Origin of the sequence: Herbaspirillum sp. alder98 (assembly GCF_020179755.1) — a bacterium.
Taxonomy (GTDB): domain Bacteria; phylum Pseudomonadota; class Gammaproteobacteria; order Burkholderiales; family Burkholderiaceae_D; genus Herbaspirillum.
On the sequence record NZ_JAIUCY010000001.1, the window covers coordinates 427,772 to 449,462 of the forward strand.

Annotated in this window: 20 protein-coding genes; 8 read left to right on the forward strand and 12 right to left on the reverse strand. The window is 61.0% G+C overall.

The features are described from left to right. Positions 1-169 precede the first annotated feature (169 nt). On the reverse strand, positions 170-1,519 hold the full coding sequence (locus LBW87_RS02030; protein ID WP_225199758.1) for an MFS transporter: 1,350 nt from the start codon (positions 1,517-1,519) through the stop codon (positions 170-172). Between the two features lie 26 nt (positions 1,520-1,545). Further along, positions 1,546-2,268 carry a nitroreductase gene (locus LBW87_RS02035; protein ID WP_225199759.1) on the reverse strand — a complete coding sequence of 241 codons (723 nt, stop codon included), beginning with the start codon at positions 2,266-2,268 and terminating at the stop codon, positions 1,546-1,548. A gap of 276 nt (positions 2,269-2,544) precedes the next feature. On the opposite strand from LBW87_RS02035, the gene LBW87_RS02040 reads away from it, so the two are divergent. Continuing rightward, positions 2,545-4,200 carry an AMP-binding protein gene (locus LBW87_RS02040; protein WP_225199760.1) on the forward strand — a complete coding sequence of 552 codons (1,656 nt, stop codon included), beginning with the start codon at positions 2,545-2,547 and terminating at the stop codon, positions 4,198-4,200. A gap of 62 nt (positions 4,201-4,262) precedes the next feature. Here LBW87_RS02040 and LBW87_RS02045 read toward each other — a convergent pair whose 3' ends face one another. Further along, on the reverse strand, positions 4,263-4,955 hold the full coding sequence (locus LBW87_RS02045) for a Crp/Fnr family transcriptional regulator (RefSeq protein ID WP_225199761.1): 693 nt from the start codon (positions 4,953-4,955) through the stop codon (positions 4,263-4,265). Positions 4,956-5,080: 125 nt separating this feature from the next. Further along, positions 5,081-5,284, reverse strand: coding sequence for a hypothetical protein (locus LBW87_RS02050; protein ID WP_225199762.1), 204 nt, complete (start codon positions 5,282-5,284; stop codon positions 5,081-5,083). 147 nt (positions 5,285-5,431) lie between these two features. On the opposite strand from LBW87_RS02050, the gene LBW87_RS02055 reads away from it, so the two are divergent. Further along, positions 5,432-5,899, forward strand: a complete 468-nt coding sequence (locus tag LBW87_RS02055) for a GDP-mannose mannosyl hydrolase (RefSeq protein WP_225199763.1) — start codon at positions 5,432-5,434, stop codon at positions 5,897-5,899. On the opposite strand, the gene LBW87_RS02060 is transcribed toward LBW87_RS02055, so the two are convergent. The 3 genes from LBW87_RS02060 to msrP are packed head-to-tail and all read right to left on the reverse strand — an operon-like array spanning position 5,886 to position 9,285. Next, the gene (locus LBW87_RS02060) at positions 5,886-7,628 is read right to left on the reverse strand and encodes a tetratricopeptide repeat protein (RefSeq protein WP_225199764.1); all 1,743 of its coding nucleotides are present in this window, start codon (positions 7,626-7,628) and stop codon (positions 5,886-5,888) included. The genes LBW87_RS02055 and LBW87_RS02060 overlap by 14 nt on opposite strands. Positions 7,629-7,662: 34 nt before the next feature. Beyond that, positions 7,663-8,298, reverse strand: coding sequence for a sulfite oxidase heme-binding subunit YedZ (locus LBW87_RS02065; protein ID WP_225199765.1), 636 nt, complete (start codon positions 8,296-8,298; stop codon positions 7,663-7,665). 12 nt (positions 8,299-8,310) lie between these two features. After that, complete coding sequence (msrP, locus tag LBW87_RS02070) at positions 8,311-9,285, reverse strand: protein-methionine-sulfoxide reductase catalytic subunit MsrP (protein ID WP_225199766.1); 975 nt, start codon at positions 9,283-9,285, stop codon at positions 8,311-8,313. Positions 9,286-9,473: 188 nt separating this feature from the next. Here msrP and LBW87_RS02075 point away from each other — a divergent pair, with 188 nt between their 5' ends. Together LBW87_RS02075 and LBW87_RS02080 are read left to right on the forward strand one after the other, a co-directional pair. Further along, positions 9,474-10,145: a heavy metal response regulator transcription factor gene (locus tag LBW87_RS02075; protein ID WP_225199767.1), complete on the forward strand. Its 672-nt coding sequence runs from the start codon at positions 9,474-9,476 to the stop codon at positions 10,143-10,145. After that, positions 10,142-11,569, forward strand: coding sequence for a heavy metal sensor histidine kinase (locus LBW87_RS02080; RefSeq protein WP_225199768.1), 1,428 nt, complete (start codon positions 10,142-10,144; stop codon positions 11,567-11,569). The genes LBW87_RS02075 and LBW87_RS02080 overlap by 4 nt, the downstream gene beginning before the upstream one ends. A 16-nt stretch (positions 11,570-11,585) precedes the next feature. Here LBW87_RS02080 and LBW87_RS02085 read toward each other — a convergent pair whose 3' ends face one another. Further along, positions 11,586-12,740, reverse strand: coding sequence for an AI-2E family transporter (locus tag LBW87_RS02085; protein WP_225199769.1), 1,155 nt, complete (start codon positions 12,738-12,740; stop codon positions 11,586-11,588). Positions 12,741-13,036: 296 nt separating this feature from the next. Here LBW87_RS02085 and LBW87_RS02090 point away from each other — a divergent pair, with 296 nt between their 5' ends. Next, positions 13,037-14,101 (forward strand): SMP-30/gluconolactonase/LRE family protein, encoded by a 1,065-nt coding sequence (locus tag LBW87_RS02090; protein ID WP_225199770.1) that lies wholly within the window; start codon positions 13,037-13,039, stop codon positions 14,099-14,101. Positions 14,102-14,204: 103 nt separating this feature from the next. Here LBW87_RS02090 and LBW87_RS02095 read toward each other — a convergent pair whose 3' ends face one another. After that, on the reverse strand, positions 14,205-14,633 hold the full coding sequence (locus LBW87_RS02095; protein WP_225199771.1) for an organic hydroperoxide resistance protein: 429 nt from the start codon (positions 14,631-14,633) through the stop codon (positions 14,205-14,207). Between the two features lie 483 nt (positions 14,634-15,116). Here LBW87_RS02095 and earP point away from each other — a divergent pair, with 483 nt between their 5' ends. Both earP and LBW87_RS02105 read left to right on the forward strand, forming a co-directional pair. Next, positions 15,117-16,295, forward strand: a complete 1,179-nt coding sequence (gene earP / locus LBW87_RS02100) for an elongation factor P maturation arginine rhamnosyltransferase EarP (RefSeq protein ID WP_225199772.1) — start codon at positions 15,117-15,119, stop codon at positions 16,293-16,295. Between the two features lie 136 nt (positions 16,296-16,431). Continuing rightward, positions 16,432-17,007, forward strand: a complete 576-nt coding sequence (locus tag LBW87_RS02105) for an elongation factor P (protein ID WP_008112841.1) — start codon at positions 16,432-16,434, stop codon at positions 17,005-17,007. Positions 17,008-17,079: 72 nt separating this feature from the next. Here the strand turns inward: LBW87_RS02105 and LBW87_RS02110 are convergent, their stop codons facing one another. Further along, positions 17,080-17,895, reverse strand: a complete 816-nt coding sequence (locus tag LBW87_RS02110) for a FadR/GntR family transcriptional regulator (protein WP_225199773.1) — start codon at positions 17,893-17,895, stop codon at positions 17,080-17,082. Between the two features lie 160 nt (positions 17,896-18,055). On the opposite strand from LBW87_RS02110, the gene denD reads away from it, so the two are divergent. Then, positions 18,056-19,030: a D-erythronate dehydrogenase gene (denD, locus tag LBW87_RS02115; RefSeq protein WP_225199774.1), complete on the forward strand. Its 975-nt coding sequence runs from the start codon at positions 18,056-18,058 to the stop codon at positions 19,028-19,030. 188 nt (positions 19,031-19,218) lie between these two features. Here denD and mmsB read toward each other — a convergent pair whose 3' ends face one another. Then, positions 19,219-20,217: a 3-hydroxyisobutyrate dehydrogenase gene (mmsB, locus tag LBW87_RS02120; protein WP_413927613.1), complete on the reverse strand. Its 999-nt coding sequence runs from the start codon at positions 20,215-20,217 to the stop codon at positions 19,219-19,221. Beyond that, positions 20,127-21,635 carry a CoA-acylating methylmalonate-semialdehyde dehydrogenase gene (locus LBW87_RS02125; RefSeq protein ID WP_225199775.1) on the reverse strand — a complete coding sequence of 503 codons (1,509 nt, stop codon included), beginning with the start codon at positions 21,633-21,635 and terminating at the stop codon, positions 20,127-20,129. Before LBW87_RS02125 ends, mmsB begins: the two co-directional genes overlap by 91 nt. Positions 21,636-21,691: the final 56 nt, after the last annotated feature.

Sequence of the window (21,691 nt, forward strand, 5' to 3'; positions counted from 1 at the left end):
GGATCGATGATCCCGACAAAATAACATTTGGGCACGACCCCAGTCCAGTTTCAGTCCGGCCCGCACCCGGGCTATCTCGCCAGGCAGCACGAGGCTGCCTTGATGCTGCATACGCTGCAGGAGATAGACCACGGACAAACTACCCATTCGAGCAAGCCGGACGATGCCCTTATGAAACCGCCTGGGCCTTCGGCGCCGACCTTGCGACGGAGCGATCGCCTGACAGCTTGTGGTTGATGAGCATCACCGCAACCGCTCCGATCAGACCGGCGAACGCAATGCCAAAGAAGTTCTGCTCAAGAGGAAGCTGCAAGCCCATCAGGGCACCGATCAGCACCGGCGCAATAATCGCACCGAGGCGGCCAACGCCGGAGGCAAAACCGACCCCGGTGGAGCGAATGGCTACCGGATAGAACTCCCCCGCGTAGGCATAGGCCAGCAGCTGGGTGCCCAAGGTGGACGCGCCGACGATGAAGACCACCACGAACAGCAACCATGTCTCTTTGGTATAACCCATCATGGTCAGCGACACTGCGCCCACGATATAGAACACCACCAGTACATGCTTGATATTGAATTTATCGCCGAGCCAGCCACCACCGACCGCCCCCACCATCGCGCCAAAGTTGAATACCAGAACGAAGTTGAGTGCGGAACCCAGGCTGTAGCCAGCCATTGCCATGAGCTTGGTCAACCATGAGCTGAGGGAATACACCATGAACAGTCCGGTGAAATAGGCGACCCAGATCATGAGGGTGCTGAAACCCCGGCCATTGGCGAAGAGCATCTTCACAGGCGCATTCTCTACGCGCTCGGAGGGAGGCAGGATAAATTCTTCACTGCCGGACAATGGGAGATCGGGATCGATCTTGCGCACGATTTGCGCGAGCTTGTCCTGGCGGCCCTTGCGGTGCAGTGTCGCCATCGATTCCGGCATGGTCTTGAGGATGAACGGCACCAGCAGCACCGGCAACCCCGCCACGAAGAAGACCGACTGCCAGCCGTACGCTTCGATGAGTTGCTTTCCCGTCAGGGCAACAAGTACGCCCCCGACCGAATACCCGGCGAAGACGATGGTGACCAGGCGCGCGCGGACCTTCACCGGCGAAAATTCTCCCATCTGGGCGGTCACGACCGGAAGCACGCCGCCAATGCCCAGGCCCGCCAGGAAGCGCAGTACGCTGAAGGTGACAGGATCATGCGCAAGCCCGGCAGCTGCCGTGAAGACGCTGAACGTGGCCACGCCGATGGCCAGCATGAGGGGCCGCCCGATCTTGTCTGCCAGGGTGCCGAAGAACATGGCGCCGAACATCATGCCGAACAACGCCGAGCTGGCCATGAAGCCGGCCTTGGATGCATCAACCCCCATCTCCTTCATGATCGATGGCAGGGCGGCGCCGACGACGGCCAGGTCATAACCATCCAGGATAAGAATCAACACTCCCCAGAACAGCACCAGCCGGTGAAAACCGTTGAACCTGGCTCCATTGGCCAGTTTAATAACGTCGATTTGTTGCATGTCATCCTCCTTGTTTTTTGTAGGTATTACTTGCCATGGAACTTCGTGAATGAAGCGACGCCCTCCCGTCTCGTGATCAAGGTGTTTTCAATTCTTTCGTTATCCGCATAGCCCAGGCTCATGCCGACCACGAACATCTCTTCGGAAGGGACATCGAGTTCGGCCCGGATGATCTTGTGGTATTTCATGAACGCGGCCTGGGGACAGGTATCAAGCCCATGTGCGCGCGCAACGATCATGACGTTCTGCATGAACATCCCGATGTCCAGCAGGCTGCCCTGCTGCATCACCCGATTGACCGTGAAGAACAGTCCCACCGGGGCATCGAAGAACGAATAGTTACGGCCATGCTGGGTGTGCATGCGCTCTTTATCGCCCTTCTCGATACCAAGCAATCCGTATAGATTCCAGCCCACCTCGCGTCGTCTGTCGATGTAGGGCGAGATCCACTGGGTCGGGTAGTACTCCCATTCATCGCTGTGTTGCGCAGCCAGTCGAGGGGTATCGTCCACCGCATGAATCGCAGCACACAGCCGTGTCCTCGCAGCCCCGGTTACCACATGCACATTCCAGGGTTGAAGGTTCACGCCAGTGGCGGCGAATCGCGCCACATCCAGAATCTCTTCAATCGTTGCTCTTGAAACCTCAGTGGGAAGGAAGGCGCGAATACTGCGCCGTGTTGCGATGGCCCATTCAATGGCTTCACGCAAAGATTCGTCATTCATCGGGGGCGGCCCTTCTCGCTCCATCGTCATCTCCTTGTCTTTTTTCAGTTCGCCGATGGGCGTCGGCGCAGTAACGGAGATTAGTGGCGATGACGGATACGTGCTGTCCTGTTTGAGACATTGTCGGATTCAAGACATTTGAAAACCAGAGATCCAAATGCGGAAGCAATGTCTTGTTCAGGACAGTCTGCAGACATGCTCCGGACCTACATTAGGACTCCAGGAAAGCGGCGCTTGCCTCTGGACGGAGCGCGAGAGATCGTCGCATCCAATAAATCTAAATAATTCAGGAGACGTGAGATGCAAAACTCCATCTATGCGAACGGGCTTCCCCGGTCGCCAGCCAATCATGTGCCATTGACGCCACTTCACTTTCTCGACCGTAGCGCAGAACAATATCCGGACCGGGTCGCCGTGATACATGGCCAATTCATACAGACCTGGCACGAGACACGCCTGCGCTGCCGTCGCCTGGCCAGCGCCCTGGTCCGGCGTGGCGTCCTGCCGGGCGACACCGTCTCCATCCTGGCGCCCAATACGCCCGCCATGCTGGAGGCGCATTTCGGCGTACCGCTCAGCGGCGCGGTACTGAACAGCATCAACTGCAGGCTGGACCCGGACGGCGTTCGATTCACCCTGATGCATGGAGAGTGCAAGGTCCTGCTGGTGGATCGCGAGTTTTCGGATCTCGTTGCACAGGCTGTCGAAGGGGTTCCCATCAAGCCGCTGATCGTCGATATCAATGACCTGGAGGCGCCACCGGGAAACCCGATCGGCGCGCTCGACTATGAAGCGTTACTTGCAGAAGGAGATCCCGGTTTTCCGGGGGTGTGGCCGGTTGACGAATGGGACGCCATTGCGCTGAACTACACATCCGGGACCACTTCTGATCCCAAGGGTGTGGTGCCCAGTCATCGCGGCACCTATCTGATGAGCATGCTGCAGCTGACCGACTGGGGCATGCCGCGCCATCCAACCTATTTGTGGACGCTGCCGATGTTCCATGCCAACGGCTGGTGCTTTACCTGGGCCATCACGGCTGCGGGCGGCACCCATGTTTGCATGCGCAAGGTCACCGCCAGGAGTATCTTCGACGCGATTGCAGATCATGGCGTGGATCACTTTTGCGCAGCGCCGATCATCCTGGCCTCGATCGCCAGCGCGCCTGAGACCGACAAGCGTCCGCTGCCTCGCACCGTTCGCATCCGCACAGCCGGCTCTCCGCCACCGGCAACCGTTCTCAAGGCAGTGCTGGCGCTGGGCTTCGAGGTAGAGCACGTCTATGGAATTACAGAAGCCTCCGGAACACCGGTGAGTTGTTATATCAACCCGCAATGGTCAACGCTGGACAAGGACGAGCAATCCCGGCTGATGGCGCGACAAGGAAACCGCTCGGCGGGGCTGGAATCCTTGCTGGTGGCCAATCCGGACACGCTTGATCCGGTTCCCTTCGACGGCCGCACGCAAGGGGAGTTGCTTCTCAGGGGCAACATCATCATGAAGGGTTATCTGAAGAACGAGGAGGCAACCAGGAGCGCCTTCTCGGGGGGCTGGTTTCACACCGGAGATGTCGCGGTGGTGCACCCCGATGGCTATGTTCAGATTACGGATCGGGCCAAGGATGTGATCATTTCGGGGGGAGAAAACATTTCCTCGGTGGAGGTAGAGGACATCCTGCATCGTCACCCCGCCGTCCTGATTGCCGCCGTCGTATCCCAGCCAGATGTGAAATGGGGCGAAACGCCTTGCGCCTTCATCGAACTCAAGGACGGCATTGCGCCGCCGAGCGAGGAAGAAATCATCACGTTCTGCCGCGAACGCCTGGCGCGATACAAATGCCCGAAGCGCGTGGTCTTTTGCACGCTGCCCAGGACCGGGACAGGTAAGATCCAGAAATTCAAACTGAGAGAGCAGGCGGGAAGCAAATCTGCCATCACCGAGTTGGCCAAGGCTTGAACGGAAACGGCGCCTCATCGGCGCCGTTGTTTCGTCTGGGTGCCAATATCAGGCGCCCCTAACTATTCGTCCTGCCGTGCGAACTCCTGAAGTCGCTGAAGATCAAGAATGACGACCGAGCCGTATTCCACGGCGAGCATCTTTGCATCGGCCAATTCGCGCAGCGCACGGTTGGTATTCTGGCGTGACAAACCCGAGAGACGGCCAATCTCCTCCTGGGACAACTGCAACGTCGATTCCGTGGATGGGTAAAGCTGGGGATTGAATAATTCGGACAAGCAGAATGCGACCCGCGCTGGCGCTTCCCGCAGTCGCCGATTCTCGATCAGGGCGACGTAATAGCCACATCGCCAATTCAACTGGTCGATGACGAAACGACTAAACGAGGTACTTTGTTGCAGCAGCCATTCGAACGTTGTCCGCGGCACGAACGCCAGCTTGCTGTCTCGAATGGCCACGATGGAATAAGGACGCGGTGTATTCTTCAATACAGCGCCTTCACCAAACCAGGCGCCAGCGGGCACCCCGGCAAACGTTGTGGACCTTCCATCAGGGGAAACGGTGTCGACCTTGATCATCCCGTCAACCACTCCAAACCAGTGTTCGGCCGGCGTTCCCCTGGCAAAGATGATGGAGCCACTCGGAAAGGAGCGCTCATAGATATCGTGCCGCAAGCGCTCCAGCTGGCTTTCCGTGAGGGTTGATGGCCAACGCGATTTTTCCAGGAAAGCTGTAAGTTCCGCAGACAACGGCATAGGGGGACTGATTCATGTTCACTCGATACGAGAGAGTATGCATCAAGACACTACGTCGCGAGTTCATTGCATGTGCTGCATCGCAGTAGAACCACGTTCCCTGCCTGGCATCGATTCACGCACCGTTAATTTTGACGGCGGGAAGTCAGCACCACAGGCGCCGCCGTCCTGTCGTCGTCATCCGCCATGGCCTGGCGATAACGTTCGAAATTCTCGCGGTTGATTTGAGATTGCTCTTCAGCGTGCTGGTAGGCCAGTTGCTCTGCCGGTGATCTGCTGCAACCACAGAGGACCATCGCGCAGAGGGTCCATAACAAGTATGTGCGCATGTCTGTCTCCATCATTATTTTATTTTCCTTATGGAAATATACTCCAAGATTTCCATAAGGCAAATAAAATCACAAAACATCGCAGAATGTTTAACTTGAACTAAGCTAATGTTATAAAAATCACCTTTCTTGTTTCCAGGACAACCCATGCATCTCGACGACGACGACTTCGCCCTGGTCATCAGTGCCACACCGCTGGTATCGGTAGACCTGATCATCCGCAATGAACATGACGAAGTGTTATTGGGGTTGCGTCGCAACCGTCCAGCACAGGGAACGTGGTTTGTGCCCGGTGGACGCATCCGAAAAGACGAGAAACTGAAGACCGCTGTGCAACGCATCGCACAAGCCGAACTCGGGGTGGCGCTGCAAGCCTGGGAGTTATTGGGCGCGTATGACCATATCTATGCCGACAATGCGCTTGGCCGCGACGACCTGGGCACCCACTACGTGGCGCTGGGATGTGCCTGCACGCTGCCGCCAGGCTACTCGATCCAGCCCGATGCCCAGCATGCGGAACTGCGCTGGTGGCCGCTAGAGGCATTGATGAATGACCCTCAGGTGCACCACAACACCCGGCTCTATTTTGAAGAGGATGCGCCTAATCGGCTTTGAAGGATGACGGCACTGCATTGACCGCGCCAGGATTCCAGACGGCCAACGCCGCCCGCAACGCCAGCATGGTGTCATCCCACTGCCCCGCCTGTGGCTGCCTGAACAAGCGCGCGCTCGGATACCAGGGCGAGTCGAAGCGGTTCAGCAACCAGCGCCAGTCCGGCGCAAACGGCAGGGCAATCCAGACCGGCATGCCCAGTGCGCCGCCAAGGTGCGCGGCTGCCGTGTCGACCGACATCAATAAGTCCATGCAGCCGAGCACGGCAGCGGTGTCGGCAAAATCGGCAATCCCCTCGCCTGCCCAGTGCCAGCGCGACCGCCCCTGCAGCCATTCATGATCGGCACGACGCAGGTCGGGCTGGATGACAAAAAAGTCGACGTCCTGACGGGCCTGCGCCAGGGTCTCGAAACGCTGCAATTCTATCGAGCGTCGACGATCATTGGTGTTGCCCGCGTTGCCCGAACACACGATGCCTACCCGCAAACGCCCTGCTTCGCGCGGCGCCATCCCGTCGATGCGGGCTTGCCATGCGGCGCGCCGTGTCGCATCCGCCTGCAAGTAAGAAGGCGCCGCAGGAATCGCATCGATCTGCGTATTGCACACCAGCGGCAAGCTCATCAGCGGTAACTGCATGTCCACCGCCGGCACCGCGTCACCGCTGCTGATGATGGTAATCGCCTCTGCCACCGGCAAGCTGCGCATCAACATATTGAGGCTGTCGGGGACTTCCAGCACGACCTGCGCACCGGCGTCGACCATTTGCTGCACGTAACGACAGAACTGGATCGTGTCGCCGTGCCCCTGCTCTGCCCATAGCAGGATAGAACGGCCGAGCAGCGACGTGGCGCCGTTCCAGGCGGGGATATCGGCGTGACGATAGGGGTCGGCGGCGCGCCCTTCCCAGCGCCATTCATACAGCGGCAGTGCTTCTTGCCATTGCCCCAGCACTAGCAACGAGAGCGCCAGGTTGACCTTGGCATCGGCATCACCGGGCGCAAAGCGCAGCGCGCGCCGATAGCTGTCGATGGCTTCATCGTATTGACGCAGGCGGGCCAGGCTGGTGCCGCGACTGACGTGGGCATCGGCCAGTTCGGGGTCGACGATCAACGCTTCATCGAAATAACGCAGCGCGTCTTCATAGACCCCGGCCGCATGTTCGATCAGCCCGGCGTCGAGCCAGTAAACGGCGCTCTGGCGGTTCAGGCGCAGCGCCTGCGTCATGCTGCGACGGGCGTCGTCGAACTGCTTGGCACGCTCTTCGAGCATGGCCTTGCGATGCCAGGCATCGGCCGCATCGGGTTGCAGTTGCAAAGCGTCTTCGATCAACTGCAGCGCTTGCCGATCGTTGCGCCCGGACGGTGCCAGCGCTTGCAGGGCGGCGGCCGCGGCGAGGAAGATTTCCGGACGCTGCTGGCCCGATTCGAGCAACGCGCGAAACAGCAGGAAGGCATCTTCATGACGCCCCAGTTCGAAGAATGCACGCCCCAGCTTGTAACGCACGGCGATGCCTTCTGCGGCATCGGGTGCGAGTCCGCGCAACGCACGCTGCAACACCAGCGCCGCTTCGTCGAAGCGCAATTGGGCGGCCGCGACGCTGCCCAGCAGGTGCAGCGCCTGGACCTGGTCCGGCACGTCCTGCAACAACGCCAGCAGGACCTCTTCGGCCTGGCGGTATTGTTCTTGCTGGAATAACTGGTGGGCTTGTCTAAGTGATTCGGTGGGATTCATGGCGGTGCGAGCTGATGCGAACCGCCCTATTGTCTCATCCCGCAGCCCGGCGACGCCACAGCAGGCGCAGCGCCAGCAGCACGCCGACGATGACGGCAAACAGCAAGGGCTGTGCAATCAGGTTCTTGCCCGATTTATCCCACCAGTAATGCAATACGCCCAGCGGCACGATCAGGTAGATCAGGCGGTGCAACAAGGCCCAGCGCTTGCCGCCCAGGCGTCGCACCATGCCGTTGGTGCTGGTGATGGCCAGGGGGATCGTCAGTACCAGGGCGATCACGCCCACCGTGATGAAGGGGCGCTTGACGATATCGGTCCAGATCGCGGCCAGGTCAAAGAAATGATCGAACCAGACGAAGGCGGTGAAGTGCAGCGCCATGTACAGGAATGCCATCAACCCCAGCATGCGCCGCATGCGCACCAGCCAGTTGATGCCGGTAAGCTTGCGCAATGGCGTCACCGCCAGCGTGATGCACAGCAGATAAAGGGTCCAGTCGCCGGTGCCATGGGTGATGGCCTCCAGCGGATTGGCGCCCAGCCCACCGGTGAAACCCAGCACCAGCAGCCGCAACAGCGGCGTGGCGGCCAGCAACAGCAGTAACCACCAGACTACCGTGACGGCGCGCGGGCGAAGGTTGCGGACAGCGGCGGGGGCAAGCGCTAACGGCATGGTGCGTTCCTGTCAGTAGAACTTGCGCAGGTCCATGCCCGTATAGAGCCCGGCCACGTCGTTATACCCGTTGAACATCAGGGTCTTGCGCTTGGGCGCGAAGAAACCGTCTTCGCCGATGCGGCGTTCTGTGGCCTGCGACCAGCGCGGGTGGTCGACATTGGGGTTGACGTTGGAATAGAAGCCGTACTCCTGGGGCGCGTACAGGTTCCAGGCGGTCTTGGGTTCTTCCTTGAGAAAACGGATGGCCACAATCGACTTGGCCGACTTGAAACCGTACTTCCACGGCAACACGATGCGCACCGGCGCCCCGTTCTGGTTGGGCAGCACTTCGCCGTACATGCCGAACGTCAGCAACGCCAGGGGATGATTGGCTTCGTCCATGCGCAGGCCTTCGCGATAAGGCCACTTGAGGATAGGGTCGCTGAGCCCCGGCATTTGCTTGCTGTCGGCCAGGGTAACGAATTCGACATACTTGGCGTTGCCGGTGGGCTCGGCTTTCTTGATCAGCGCCGACAGCGAATAGCCGATCCACGGGATCACCATCGACCAGCCCTCCACGCAGCGCAGCCGATAGACCCGCTCCTCCAGCGGCGCCAGCTTCATCAGGGCGTCGAGGTCGAGCGTGAACGGTTTCTTGACTTCGCCTTCGATCGACACCGTCCATGGGCTGGTCTTGAGAGTCCCGGCGTTCTTGGCGGGGTCAGCCTTGTCGGTGCCGAACTCGTAATAATTGTTATAGGTCGTGGCGTCCTTGTAGGCGGTCTGCTTGTCCATCACCGCATAGGCATTGTTTAGTTTGGACGGCAACTTGCGGCCCTGCTGGGCGAAGGCCGATGCCACCGCGCCAAAACCGCCCAGGCTGGCCAGCGCCGCGCCGGCGGCCACCCGGCCCATGAAACTGCGGCGCGCCAGGTAGACTTCGCGCGGGGTGATTTCGGAGGCGGTCGGAATCTCGATCTGGTCGGGACGGATCTTGATCAGCATGGTGGCTCCATCAAATGGGGTTGGCGCAAGGCAATGGCCTTACTGACAGGGTTCATGCTAAAGACGACGCGGTGACATCCGGATGGCATTTTGATGACAATTTTGTCATGAAGAAAGTCCGCGTGGTTGCTAGAATCCGGCGATCATCACTGCAACGCTCGATTCTCTCTCATCCCGGCAAAATACGCATGGCCATTCTCGTAATCGAAGACGACCCCAAGACCGGCGACTACCTTAAAAAAGGCCTGCGCGAATCCGGCTATGCGGTCGACCTGGCGCGCAACGGCACCGATGGCCTGCACATGGCGCTGGAAAACGATTACGACCTGGTGGTGCTGGACGTGATGCTGCCCGGGCTCGACGGCTGGCAGGTGATGAGCGCATTGCGCGCCAGGCATGACTTGCCGGTGCTGTTCCTGACCGCGCGCGACCATGTCGACGACCGTATTCGCGGCCTGCAACTGGGAGCCGACGATTACCTGGTCAAGCCGTTTTCGTTCACCGAACTGGTCTTGCGCATCCGCACCCTTTTGCGGCGCGGCGTGCAGCGCGAGACCGAGGTCTACCAGATCGCCGACCTGCAACTGGATCACGTGCGCCACAAGGTCACCCGCCAGGGCATCAACATTGCCCTGACCAACAAGGAATTCATGCTGCTGCACCTGTTGATCAAGCGTCGCGGCGAAGCCTTGTCGCGCAGCGTGATCGCATCCCAGGTGTGGGACATGAATTTCGATAGCGACACCAACGTGGTCGATGTCGCCATCAAGCGCCTGCGCGCCAAGCTGGACGCCCCTTTCGAGCAGAAGCTGATTCATACCGTGCGCAGCGTCGGCTACATGTTTTCGGAACAGGCATGAGCACTAGCGAGCGCCTCTCGGTGCGCCATCTGCCGCTGACGCTGCGGGTGGCGCTGCTGTTTGCGCTGATCACGGCGGCGGTGGTCACGGCGCTGGGCTGGTACCTGTACGGCACCGCGCGCGAGTCGCTGGAGCTGCGCGCCAACCAGGCGCTGACGGGACGCGTCGAACACTTCCGCACGCTCATGCGCGACCTGGTCAATGTCGAGCAGATGGAGCAACGCCCGGCGCTGTTCGAGAGCATGATGGGCAACGAGCAGGACGTGCGCATCTTCCGTCGCCAGGGCGAGGCGCCGTTCATCCAGAGCAACCCCGATCGCCTGGTGCCACCCGAGATGGAAGCGGTGCCGGTCGGTACGCCCCTGTCGGCCGATGATTTATTCACCAGCGTGCGCGCCGATGGCGTGCGGGTGCGCTGGACGGCCGCCCTGGCCGAAGTCGGCAACGAGCGCGATGGCCACAACACGGTCGAGATCGTGGCCGGTTATGTGATGGTGGAAGAGGCGCGCATGATGCGCTCGTACCGCTGGCGCATCGTCGGCGCAGCCGCCGCTGCGGTGCTGCTGACGGCGCTATTGGGTTGGCTGCTGCTGCACCATGGCTTGCGCCCGCTGCAAGAGATGAGCCGGCGCGCAGCGCGCATCACGCCGGACCACCTGAGCACCCGCCTGGAACAGGACGGCATGCCCGAAGAACTGCGGCGCGTCGCGCTTTCGTTCAACGCCATGCTCGATCGACTGGAAGCCGGCTATGCGCACCTGTCGCAGTTCTCGGGCGACCTGGCCCACGAGATTCGCACCCCGGTCAATGTGCTCATGGGCCAGAGCCAGGTGGCGCTGGGCCAGCGGCGCTCGACTGAAGAATATGAGCAGTTGCTGGAGTCGAACGTCGAAGAACTGCAACGCCTGTCACGCATCATCGAGAACATCCTGTTCCTGGCCCAGGCCGACCATGCCACGCTGGCCGTCGATTGCAGCGACTTCGAACTGGACACCGAACTGCGCCGCATCGTCGATTATTTCGAAGGCCTGGCCGATGAACGTGGCATGCAACTGGTGCTGGATGCGCCGGGCGCCTGTCACGCCAATCTTGATATGTGGCGCCGCGCGGTCGGCAATCTGGTGGTCAATGCGATACGCCATGGCGAAGCGGGCGGCGCCATTCGCATCAGCACCCACGTCGATGCCGAGGGCAGCAGCATCATGGTCGAAAACCGCAGCGCCGATGCCCTGCCGCACAGCATGGCGCGCATGTTCGACCGCTTCTACCGGGGCGACCGCTCGCGCAGCGCGCTGACCGAATCGAACGGCCTGGGCCTGGCGATCGTCAAGGCGATCATGGGCTTGCATCGCGGCGCGGCCACGGTCGAATGCCCGCAACCGGGATGGATACGATTTACGCTGCGGTTCCCGGCGTCACGCTAGCATCTCTCACCACCCGTCATTGCTTCTCGATATGCACCTGCACCACCGTCGGCGGTGCGGCCGGTGGCGCGGCCAGGGCCGCTTTTTCTAGGGCATCGGCGGCGGCTTGCGCCTCGCGTTCTTCTGCCGCGCGCCGGGCTTTTCTTGCCGCCGACGCGCGCGTAAAGATGATCTTCAATGCCGCCATGACCGGCACCGACAGGAAGATCCCGGCCACGCCGCCCAACTGGTCCCCGGCCAGCAGGCCCAGGATCACCATCAGCGGACTGACCTCGACGCCCTCGCTCATCAGATAAGGATTGAGCACGTAATCCTGGAACAGGCGATACGCGACGATGAAGCCCACCAGCCACAGCAGATGCGGATAGCCGCTGAACCCGGCCACCAACAACGCCGCAGCGCTAGCCGCCAGCGGCCCGGCGAAAGGAATGAATTCAAGCACCGCCGCCAGGCCCGCCAGCAGCATCGCATAAGGCACGCCCATGAGCGAAAAGGCGACGCTGTAAGCCACCAGGGTGGCGATCGACAGGAACAGCAAGGCCCGCACATAGCGTGACAGCAGCACGTCGAGATCCTTGATGATGTTATTCCACAGGCGACGGTTGCCGCCATTCATCCAGGACAGCATCTCGTCGCGAATGGCCGGCGCGTCCTTGATCAGCAGGAAACTGATGATCGGCACCAGCACCAGATAGATCAGGTTGCTGGCCGCATGCATGATGCCGACGCCGAACTGCTTGGCCAGCGGCATGGCCTGGTCGGTGCCGCTGGCGAGCTGGTCACGCAGGAAGCCAAGGATGCGCTCGCGCACCGGCTCGGCAAACCCCGGCAGCGGGATGCGCGCGACCACATCGTTGGATCGCAACAGCGAAGGCAATTGTTCACTGAGGTGCAGCGCCTCTTCCTGGATGCGCGAACCGAACACGGCGGCAACTGCCGCGACGATCGCCAGCACCAGCGCAAACACCACGGCGATCGAGACGGTACGCGGCACCCGGCGCGGGCGTACCCGCTCCATCTGCTCCACCAGTGGATACACCAGATAGCTGAAGAACACCGCGAACACCAGCACCAGCAAGGTCGACGACACCGTATAGGTGATGAAGAACAGCAATGCCACGAGCGCCACGGTCCAGACGATTCTGGCGATACGCAAATCGAAACCCAGCATATAAAACCTTTGGATGACGCCCAGCGCGCGATGGTCCCCTGACCTCGATCGTTGTAGTGGCGACGGATCGGACTTGCATCCGCGCGGCACGGCTGAGCTTGACAACAAGCTTATTGGAAACCCGGGCAATGCCACATCAGCCGACCTCCCCTGCCTTTGTAGGAAAGCACGAGAAACACTTATCTAACAAAAAACGATGCCAGTGAGCGTCGCCGCCAATGTTGCCAGGAAGCTACTTACTGTTATACGATGTCCTAACACATGACCTTCCGTTTCACCCTCAACTGGAAACCACGATGTCGACAGAGAACAAGACCAACTCCATCAATACCAGCCGTCGCACCGCCCTGCTGGGTGGCCTGGCAATGGCCGGCGCGGCGATCAACGCCACGGCGCAGAGCTTCGATTTCAAGCCCAGCCAGCGTTATCCGGATCCCAGCATCGAGGTGCTGGACAAGAGCTTCCTGAAATATCGCCTGTTCAGCGCCGGCGTCGAGCAACTGGCCAGCGGCTTCCGCTGGGTCGAAGGTCCGGTCTGGTTCGGCGATGGTCGTTTCCTGCTGTTTTCGGACATCCCTAACAACCGCATCATGCGCTGGGACGAAACCACCGGCCAGACCTCGGTGTTTCGCCAGCCCTCCAACTTCAGCAATGGCCTGGCGCGCGACCGCCAGGGCCGCCTGCTGTCATGCGAACACCTGACCCGCCGCGTGACCCGCACCGAATACGATGGCAGCATCACGGTGCTGGCCGACCGCTACAACGGCAAGCGCTTCAACTCGCCCAACGACATCATCGTCAAGTCGGATGGTTCGATCTGGTTCACCGATCCGCCATTCGGCATCGGCGGCGAATGGGAAGGCGACAAGCAGGTGTCGGAGCTGCCGCATTCGGTGTATCGCATTGACGGCCAGAGCGGCAAGCTGAGCCTGATCACCGATGCCCTGGCCGGCCCCAACGGCCTGGCGTTCTCGCCGGACGAAAAACTGCTCTACATCAACGAGTCGCGCGCTACGCCCAACCGCGTGATCTGGGCCTATGAACTGACCGACAACGGCACCCGCCTGGGCCAGCGTCGCCTGGCAGTCGATGCCAACGGCCCCGGCGGCATCGATGGCTTCAAGCTCGATACCGACGGCAACCTGTGGTGCGGCTGGGGCAGCAACGGCTCGCTCGAAGCCAACGCCGCCGAGCTCGACGGCGTGCGTGTGTTCAATCCCCAGGGCAAGGCCATCGCCCACATCCACCTGCCGGAGCGTTGCCCCAACCTGGTGTTTGGCGGCGCCAAGAAGAATCGCCTGTTCATGGCCAGCAGCCACTCGCTGTATTCGCTGTATGTCGAGGCGCGTGGGGCGGCCTAAGTATTCTTGCCGCAATGAAAAAACCCGCGAACTTTCGTTCGCGGGTTTTTTTTGGCCTGCCGGTTGCGGGTTGCGCGTTACATCTTGCACCACCGCCACTGACTTATACCAGTGTCAGCGTGACATCGATGTTGCCACGGGTGGCGTTCGAGTAAGGGCAAACCTGGTGCGCCTTGTCGACCAGCGTCTGGGCCACTGCGCGGTCCAGGCCTGGCAGCGAAATCTTCAGTTCGGCTTCGATGCCGAAACCGGCCGGGATCTGGCCGATGCCCACGGTGCCGGTGATGCTGGCATCTGCCGGCAGGGCAACCTTGTCCTGACCCGCCACGAACTTCAATGCGCCCAGGAAGCAGGCCGAATAGCCGGCTGCGAACAGTTGCTCGGGGTTGGTGCCGGAGCCGCCTGCGCCGCCCAGTTCCTTCGGGGTCGACAGCTTGATGTCGAGCACGCCGTCGGACGACTTGGCGGAACCTTCACGGCCGCCGGTAGCGGTTGCGGTGGCTTGGTACAGGGCTTTTTCGAGCTTTTTCATGATGTTTCCTTTCGGTTTCAGATTAAAGGCCCGCAGGCCGAGTCGGTCATGACAACCATTCATTAAAAATCAAGCACTTGCAGGTACTGCAATTTGCACCATCAAGACGTTTGCCGCTATTTCGGAACTACTGTAAATCATCTTCGTTCCGGGATCTGCACCCGCCGGTGCCGACAGGTTCAATCTCAAACGACAGAATAGCGAACTATTTAATCAAAGCCATCAAATCTTGACGATATTTCTTACTGCAATCAGTTTCGGCGCCGCCCCTGCTCTTTTCTGCCTGGGTTCCACGCTGTCCATGGAATGCATAATAGATCGTGCAATATTAAATTGCAAGCTATTTAAATTGAAATAAGTTGACGATGTTCTTCAATCCCTGATCAACCCGCTTCAACCCGCTTTTCCGGCACCGGGACAACTTCGGTATGATGCGCACTTCCCCGTCCTTCTTTTGCACCGATGCGCCGCGTCGGCACCGCCATGTTTAGTGAAATCCGCACTGCCGCCGGCCACCCGCTGCGTACTCTCGACCTGTTCTGCAAGGTGGTCGACAACTATGGCGACATCGGCATCTGCTGGCGCCTGGCGCGTCAGCTGACACACGAACACGGTCTTGCGGTGCGTCTGTGGGTCGATGACCTGATCAGTTTCCGGCGTCTCTGCCCCGAGGTCGACATCGGCGCCGGGCTGCAGCAGGTCCAGGCAGTCACGGTCAGGCATTGGCGCGCGCAAGATCAGGATGGCGACTTCAGCGCGGCCGACGTGGCCGATATCGTCATCGAGTTCTTTGGCTGCGAGATCCCGCCACGGTATGTGGAAGCGATGGCGCAACGCGCTGTGCGGCCCTTGTGGTTCAACCTCGAAGGTTTGTCGGCTGAAGAATGGGTCGAAGGCTGTCACACCCTGCCCTCGCCCCACCGCTCACTGAAGCTGACCAAGTATTTCTTCTTTCCCGGCTTCAACCGGAAGACCGGTGGCCTCAGCGTCGAGGCCGATCTCCTGGCGCGGCGCCAGGCTTTCCTGCAGCAGGGTGAAGACCGCGCTTTCCTGGCCAGCCTGGGTGTGACCGAACAGGAAATGCAAGGCTGCAAGGTTTCGCTGTTCTGCTACGACTACGCGCCCCTGCCCGCATTGTTTTCCGCCTGGCAAGACAGTGCGCTGCCGGTGACCTGCCTGGTGCCCGAAGGCGTCGCCCCCGCCGCCGTCGAACAGTTTCTCGGCACCGCCGCGCAAGCCGGCGCAAGCGCCACCCGCGGCGCGCTGACGCTACGGGTCTTGCCGTTCGTGCCGCAGCCCGACTATGACAAGCTGTTATGGAGCTGCGACCTCAACTTCGTGCGCGGCGAAGACTCGTGGGTGCGCGGTCAATGGGCCGGCAAACCGTTCATCTGGAACATCTATCAGCAGGACAAGAACCTGCACCACGTCAAGCTCAATGCCTTCCTCAAGATCTACCAGCCGGCCACCGCAGAGCTGATCGATCTGGCACGCGCCTGGAATGGCGCTTACCCGGGAGAAATTGACTGGACGACAAGCTGGACAGCGTTACAACAGGACTTGCCGGGGCTGACCGCCGGTGCTCGGCAGTGGATCGATACGCTGTTGGCAAATGGCGACTTCATGACCAATTTGCTCAGCTTCGCCCGCAGGCTCGACTAAAACAGTGCCGAAAATAGGTTAGAATAGCGGGCTAACTTTTATGCAGTTTGGAATTCAACGTACGTGGGCTTGCGGTGCTCTTTGCCATCAGGCTACGGACAGTTTGAAGAAACCTACCTTTTCACGACTATCCGCTATGAAATTTGCAAAAGAAATCCGCGTCGGCAACATCATCATGGTCGACAGCAAGCCCATGATCGTCCTGCGTTCCGACATCAACGGCTCTTCCCGTACTGGCTTCACCTACAAGTGGAAGATGAAGAACCTGCTGACCAACACCCCGATGGAAAGCGTTTTCCGCGGCGACGACAAGTTCGACGTGGTGGTGCTGGACAAGAAGCCGGTCACCTACTCGTACTTCGCCGACCCGCTGTTCGTCTTCATGGATCAAGAGTACAACCAGTACGAGATCGAAGGCGAAAACATGGGCGAAGCGATCAACTACCTGAAGGATGGCATGGAATGCGAAGCCGTGTTCTATGACGGCAAGGCCATCTCGGTCGAAATGCCGACCACCATCGAACGCCTGATCACTTACTCGGAACCTGCCGTCAAGGGCAACACCTCCGGTAACGTGCTCAAGGAAGCCAAGATCGAAAACGCCATCGAAGCCAACCAGATCGTGGTCATGGTGCCGTTGTTCGTGAGCCAGGACGACGTGATCGAAATCGACACCCGTACCAACGAGTACAAGAAGGTCGTTCGTAACTAATTTCTGTTAGTTGCCGATCAATAAAAAACGCTGCCTCGAGCAGCGTTTTTTTATGCCCTGAATCATCGCGAACTACTCTTCCGTTCCCGCCTTGACCTGCGCCAGATGGCGTGCCGCCTTGCCGCCTTCGCTGGCCCAGAATTCGCTGTCGGCGGCCTGGATCCGGTGCGCCGAATTCTCCATGTGCTGCAATGCCGCCGCCCGCGCCGCTGCGGCGTCGCCGTCGGCAATGGCTTGCGCGATGGCCGCGTGCTCGCTGCGCACCTGCTGCTGGAAGTCGGCGCGGCGCGCCTCATTGATGCGCGCCACGCGAATGGCCGCGTGCAGGAACTGGCTCAGGAACTGCACCAGCGATGTGTACAGCGGATTGTGGGCGGCATTGGAAATGGCAGCGTGAAAGGCAAAGTCTTCCTGTACGCCATCGCGCCCCTCATCGGCGGCCGCATCGATCGCCTTCAACGCTTGCTGGATGGCGTGGCTTTGCGCGCGGGTGCGGCGCTGCGCCGCCAGCGCCGCCATCTCGCCTTCGACGCCGCGCCGCAACTCGATGACCCGCAACACCGCCTGGATCGAATCGCGCACATCGCCCACCTGCATGTCGAGCCGGAACGGCGTGGCCTGGTTGGCGCCCAGCACCACGGTGCCACTGCCACGACGCGAGCCGACCAAGCCTTCGGACTTCAGCCGCGAAATTGCTTCGCGGATCACCGTGCGGCTGACCGCGAAACGCTCGGTCAATTCCATCTCGGATGGCAACCGCGCATCGGGTGCGAACTCGCCCGAACGGATCTGCTCGGCCAGCATGCTGGTGACGTGATCGGCAAGTGTGCCCTTGCCGCGCGCGGCACGGCTGGCAGCAAGGGCGGGCGTGGATTCGGTAGGCTTCATGAGGTCGCCATGATACCGCTTCCGGCAGCCCTTTTCGATCTGCAGAAACACCTACCTGCACCTGATGATCAGCAAAAGTTGTATGACAACTTTCTGTTATAATTTCTGCCGCAATGTAATTGAAGCAACCCGCAGTCTTAACAGAATCCGAGGAGAACACATGCATATCGTCATCACCGGCGGCGCCGGTTTCCTGGGCAGCCGACTGGCTCGCCAATTGCTGCAGCGTGGCAAGCTGACCGGCAGCAACGGCCAGCAGCAAGAGATCACCCGCATCACCCTGCTCGACGTGGTGCCAGCCCAGGGCTTCAATGACCCGCGCATCGAAGCCGTCACCGGCGACATCGCCGACGCCGCCGTCATCGAGCGCGTCATCACGGCCGACACGCAGTCGATCTTCCACCTGGCGGCGATCGTCAGCGGTCACGCCGAAGCCGACTTCGAGCTGGGCATGAAGATCAACTTCGACGCCACCCGCGTGATCCTGGAACGCGCCCGCGCCGTCGGCAGCAAGCCGCGCGTGGTCTTCACCAGCTCGGTGGCGGTGTTCGGCGGCGAATTGCCGGCCGTGGTGCCGGACAACACGCTGTTGATGCCGCAAAGCTCCTACGGCGCGCAGAAGGTGATGGGCGAACTGCTGGTCAACGACTATAGCCGCAAGGGTTTCATCGACGGCCGCGCACTGCGCATGCCGACCATCTCGGTGCGTCCCGGCGCGCCTAACAAGGCGGCTTCCAGCTTTGCCTCGGGCATCATCCGCGAACCGCTCAACGGCCAGCCTTCGGTATGCCCGGTCGGTCGCGATACCCGCATGTGGCTGATGTCGCCGCGCCAGGCCATCGCCAACCTGATCCACGGTCACGAAATCAATGGCGCCGATCTGGGCCTGGCCCGCTTCCTGTCCATCGATGGCCTGTGCGTAACGGTGGGCGACATGGTGGCAGCGCTGGAGCAGGTTGCCGGCCCTGAAGTGGTCAAGCTGATCGAGTGGAAAGAAGACGAAGCCATCAAGCGCATCGTCAACTCGTGGCCAGGCGCCTTCGAAGCCAAACGCGCCAAGGCGCTGGGCTTCACCGCCGACGCCAGCTTTGCCGACATCGTGCGCGCGCATATCGAAGATGAAGTGAAGAAGTAAGCAGGCATCGAGCCTGTGGCTAAAGTCGCTGGGTCCCGGCCTTCGCCGGGACGACAATCGACTTATAAATCAAGCTCCGTCGTCCTGACGAAAGTCAGGACCCAGCGACTTTCCGCAGACATCGATATGCAATCCAAGTCGCTGGGTACCGGCATTGGCCGTCACGACGAAGCATTGCTGCATCGCCCTTATTTCACCTTCCCCAGCAAGTTGTAGATGCTGGAAAAATCCAGCCCCCCCGCCCCATTCTTGCTGTGGATGTCGTACAGGTTGCGCGCCGCTGCCCCCAGCGGGATTGCGCTACTGGTGGCCAGCGCGCTTTCTACCGCCAGGCCCAGATCCTTGAGCATCAGGTCGACCCCGAAGCCACCGGCGTAATCCTTGGCCGCAGGGGCTGTCGCCATCACGCCCGGACAAGGGTTGTAGACCTCCAGCGTCCAGTTCCGCCCCGAACTCTTGGACATGATTTCCGACAGTACCGACGGGTCCATGCCATTGGCCACGCCCAGGCGGATCGCCTCGGATGTGCCGATCATCAGGATGCCAAGCAGCATGTTGTTGCAGACCTTGACGGTCTGGCCGCTGCCGCTCTCGCCGGCGTGGTAGATCGCTTTTCCCATCTTCTGCAGATAAGGCTGCGCCGCCTCGAAGGCCTGCGCCGGACCGCCCACCATGAAGGTCAGCGTGCCGGCGGCGGCGCCATTGGTGCCGCCCGAGACCGGCGCGTCGAGCATGGCAAAACCCTTGGCCGCCGCCGCTGCCGCCACCTTGCGCGCGGCCTCCGGCGCAATGGTCGAGCAGTCGATCAGCAGCGCACCTTTTTTAGCCGACGCCAGTACGCCCTGGTCGCCCAGGTAGAGCGATTCGACATGGCGGCTAGCCGGTAGCATGGTGATGACCACATCGGCCTCGGCCACCGCCGCCATCGAGTCCGCCCCGGTCTTGCCGCCGGCCTGCACCAGCTTGTCGACGCTGGCCTTGACCAGGTCATGGCCGCTGACCGAATAACCGGCCTTGACCAGGTTCTGCGCCATCGGCAAGCCCATGTTGCCCAGTCCGATGAATACGATGTTGGCGCTCATGAGGGACTCCTTTCTTACTTCAGGGTGATGGTGGTGTTGACTTGCCCGGCCTGTTCGTCGGGCGCGTACCAGCGCGCCGTGACGGTCTTGGTCTGGGTCCAGAATTGCACCGCCTGCTTGCCGTTGGGCCCCAGGTCGCCCAGCTTGGATGCGCGCGAACCGGTGAAGCTGAAGTAGGCCACCGGCACCGGGATCGGCACGTTGATGCCGACCTGTCCGACATCGATCTCGTTCTGGAACTTGCGCGCCGAATAACCCGAGCTGGTGAAGATGGACGTGCCGTTGCCGTTGGGATTGGCATTGATGAAGGCAATCGCATCGTCCAGCGTGTCGACTTCGACGATGCACATGGCGGGGCCGAAGATTTCCTGCGTGTAGATGTCCATCTCGGGCTTGACGCCGGCGAATACGGTGGGACCGACGAAGTTGCCGTTCTCGTGCCCGGCCACCTTGCAGTTGCGGCCATCCAGCAGCAGTTTGGCGCCCTGCTCCACCCCCACCCCGATCAGGCGCTCGACCCGTTCCTTGGCGGCGGCCGATACCAGCGGGCCGACATCGGCGCTGCGGTCGCTGCCCGGGCCGACCTTCATGGCCTTGGAGCGCTCCACGATCTCGCCGATCCATTCTCGGGTCTGCCCCACCAGCAGCACCACCGAATTGGCCATGCAGCGCTGGCCGGCAGCGCCGAAGGCGGCGCCCAGCAGGTTGTTGATGGCCTGGTCCTTGGGCGCGTCGGGCAGCACGATGCAATGGTTCTTGGCGCCCATCATGCATTGCGCGCGCTTGCCGGCTTCGCTGGCGCGGCGGTAGATGTGGGTGCCGACATGGGTCGAGCCGATGAACGAGATGGCCTTGATGTCGGGATGGTCGCAGATCATGTTGGCCACTTCCGGGCCGCCGTGGACCACATTCAATACGCCGGGCGGCAGGCCGGCCTGGTTGGCCAGCTCGACCAGGAACAGCGACGAACTCGGGTCTTGTTCGGACGGCTTGAGCACGAAGGTATTGCCGCAGGCCACGGCGATGGGAAACATGAAGCAAGGCAGCATCACCGGGAAATTGAAGGCGGTAATGCCGGCGCCCACGCCCAGCGGCTGGTACAGCGTATAGACATCGACGCCACCGGCCACGTTCTCGGCCAGTTCGCCCAGTTGCAGCGATGTGATCGAGCAGGCGTGCTCCACCACTTCCAGCCCGCGCATCACTTCGCCCTCGGCGTCGGGCAGGGTCTTGCCGTGCTCGCGGGTGATCAGCTCGGCCAGCGGCCCGATGTTATCGCGCAGCAGTTGCTGGAACTTGAGCATGATGCGCATGCGCTGCGCCAGCGAGGTGTTGCGCCAGGTCTTGAAGGTGTCGCGGGCGTTGGCCACGGCACGGTCGACCTCGGCCTTGGTGGCGAACGGCACGCGCGCCACCACTTCCTGCGTGGCCGGGTTCTTGACGTCGCGCCATTCGGTGGAGGTGGACTGCACCTTCTCGCCGTTGAGGAAGAGAGGCACGTTGGGGATCTGGGCTTGGCTCATTGCGGGTTCCTGTAAAAGAAAGAAGGCCTGGGCAGCCCGGAGAACATCGACCGTCC

Excerpts from the sequence above, each read along its gene's own strand:
- LBW87_RS02055 (WP_225199763.1), top strand. The coding sequence starts at position 5,432 with ATGCATCTCGACGACGACGACTTCGCCCTGGTCATCAGTGCCACACCG.
- msrP (WP_225199766.1), bottom strand. The coding sequence starts at position 9,285 with ATGCTGATCAAGATCCGTCCCGACCAGATCGAGATTCCGACCGCCTCC.
- LBW87_RS02080 (WP_225199768.1), top strand. The coding sequence starts at position 10,142 with ATGAGCACTAGCGAGCGCCTCTCGGTGCGCCATCTGCCGCTGACGCTG.
- LBW87_RS02060 (WP_225199764.1), bottom strand. The coding sequence starts at position 7,628 with ATGAATCCCACCGAATCACTTAGACAAGCCCACCAGTTATTCCAGCAA.
- LBW87_RS02045 (WP_225199761.1), bottom strand. The coding sequence starts at position 4,955 with ATGCCGTTGTCTGCGGAACTTACAGCTTTCCTGGAAAAATCGCGTTGG.
- LBW87_RS02125 (WP_225199775.1), bottom strand. The coding sequence starts at position 21,635 with ATGAGCCAAGCCCAGATCCCCAACGTGCCTCTCTTCCTCAACGGCGAG.
- LBW87_RS02050 (WP_225199762.1), bottom strand. The coding sequence starts at position 5,284 with ATGCGCACATACTTGTTATGGACCCTCTGCGCGATGGTCCTCTGTGGT.
- LBW87_RS02075 (WP_225199767.1), top strand. The coding sequence starts at position 9,474 with ATGGCCATTCTCGTAATCGAAGACGACCCCAAGACCGGCGACTACCTT.
- earP (WP_225199772.1), top strand. The coding sequence starts at position 15,117 with ATGTTTAGTGAAATCCGCACTGCCGCCGGCCACCCGCTGCGTACTCTC.
- LBW87_RS02090 (WP_225199770.1), top strand. The coding sequence starts at position 13,037 with ATGTCGACAGAGAACAAGACCAACTCCATCAATACCAGCCGTCGCACC.
- denD (WP_225199774.1), top strand. The coding sequence starts at position 18,056 with ATGCATATCGTCATCACCGGCGGCGCCGGTTTCCTGGGCAGCCGACTG.
- LBW87_RS02040 (WP_225199760.1), top strand. The coding sequence starts at position 2,545 with ATGCAAAACTCCATCTATGCGAACGGGCTTCCCCGGTCGCCAGCCAAT.
- LBW87_RS02105 (WP_008112841.1), top strand. The coding sequence starts at position 16,432 with ATGAAATTTGCAAAAGAAATCCGCGTCGGCAACATCATCATGGTCGAC.
- LBW87_RS02110 (WP_225199773.1), bottom strand. The coding sequence starts at position 17,895 with ATGAAGCCTACCGAATCCACGCCCGCCCTTGCTGCCAGCCGTGCCGCG.
- LBW87_RS02095 (WP_225199771.1), bottom strand. The coding sequence starts at position 14,633 with ATGAAAAAGCTCGAAAAAGCCCTGTACCAAGCCACCGCAACCGCTACC.
- LBW87_RS02035 (WP_225199759.1), bottom strand. The coding sequence starts at position 2,268 with ATGGAGCGAGAAGGGCCGCCCCCGATGAATGACGAATCTTTGCGTGAA.
- LBW87_RS02065 (WP_225199765.1), bottom strand. The coding sequence starts at position 8,298 with ATGCCGTTAGCGCTTGCCCCCGCCGCTGTCCGCAACCTTCGCCCGCGC.
- LBW87_RS02030 (WP_225199758.1), bottom strand. The coding sequence starts at position 1,519 with ATGCAACAAATCGACGTTATTAAACTGGCCAATGGAGCCAGGTTCAAC.
- LBW87_RS02085 (WP_225199769.1), bottom strand. The coding sequence starts at position 12,740 with ATGCTGGGTTTCGATTTGCGTATCGCCAGAATCGTCTGGACCGTGGCG.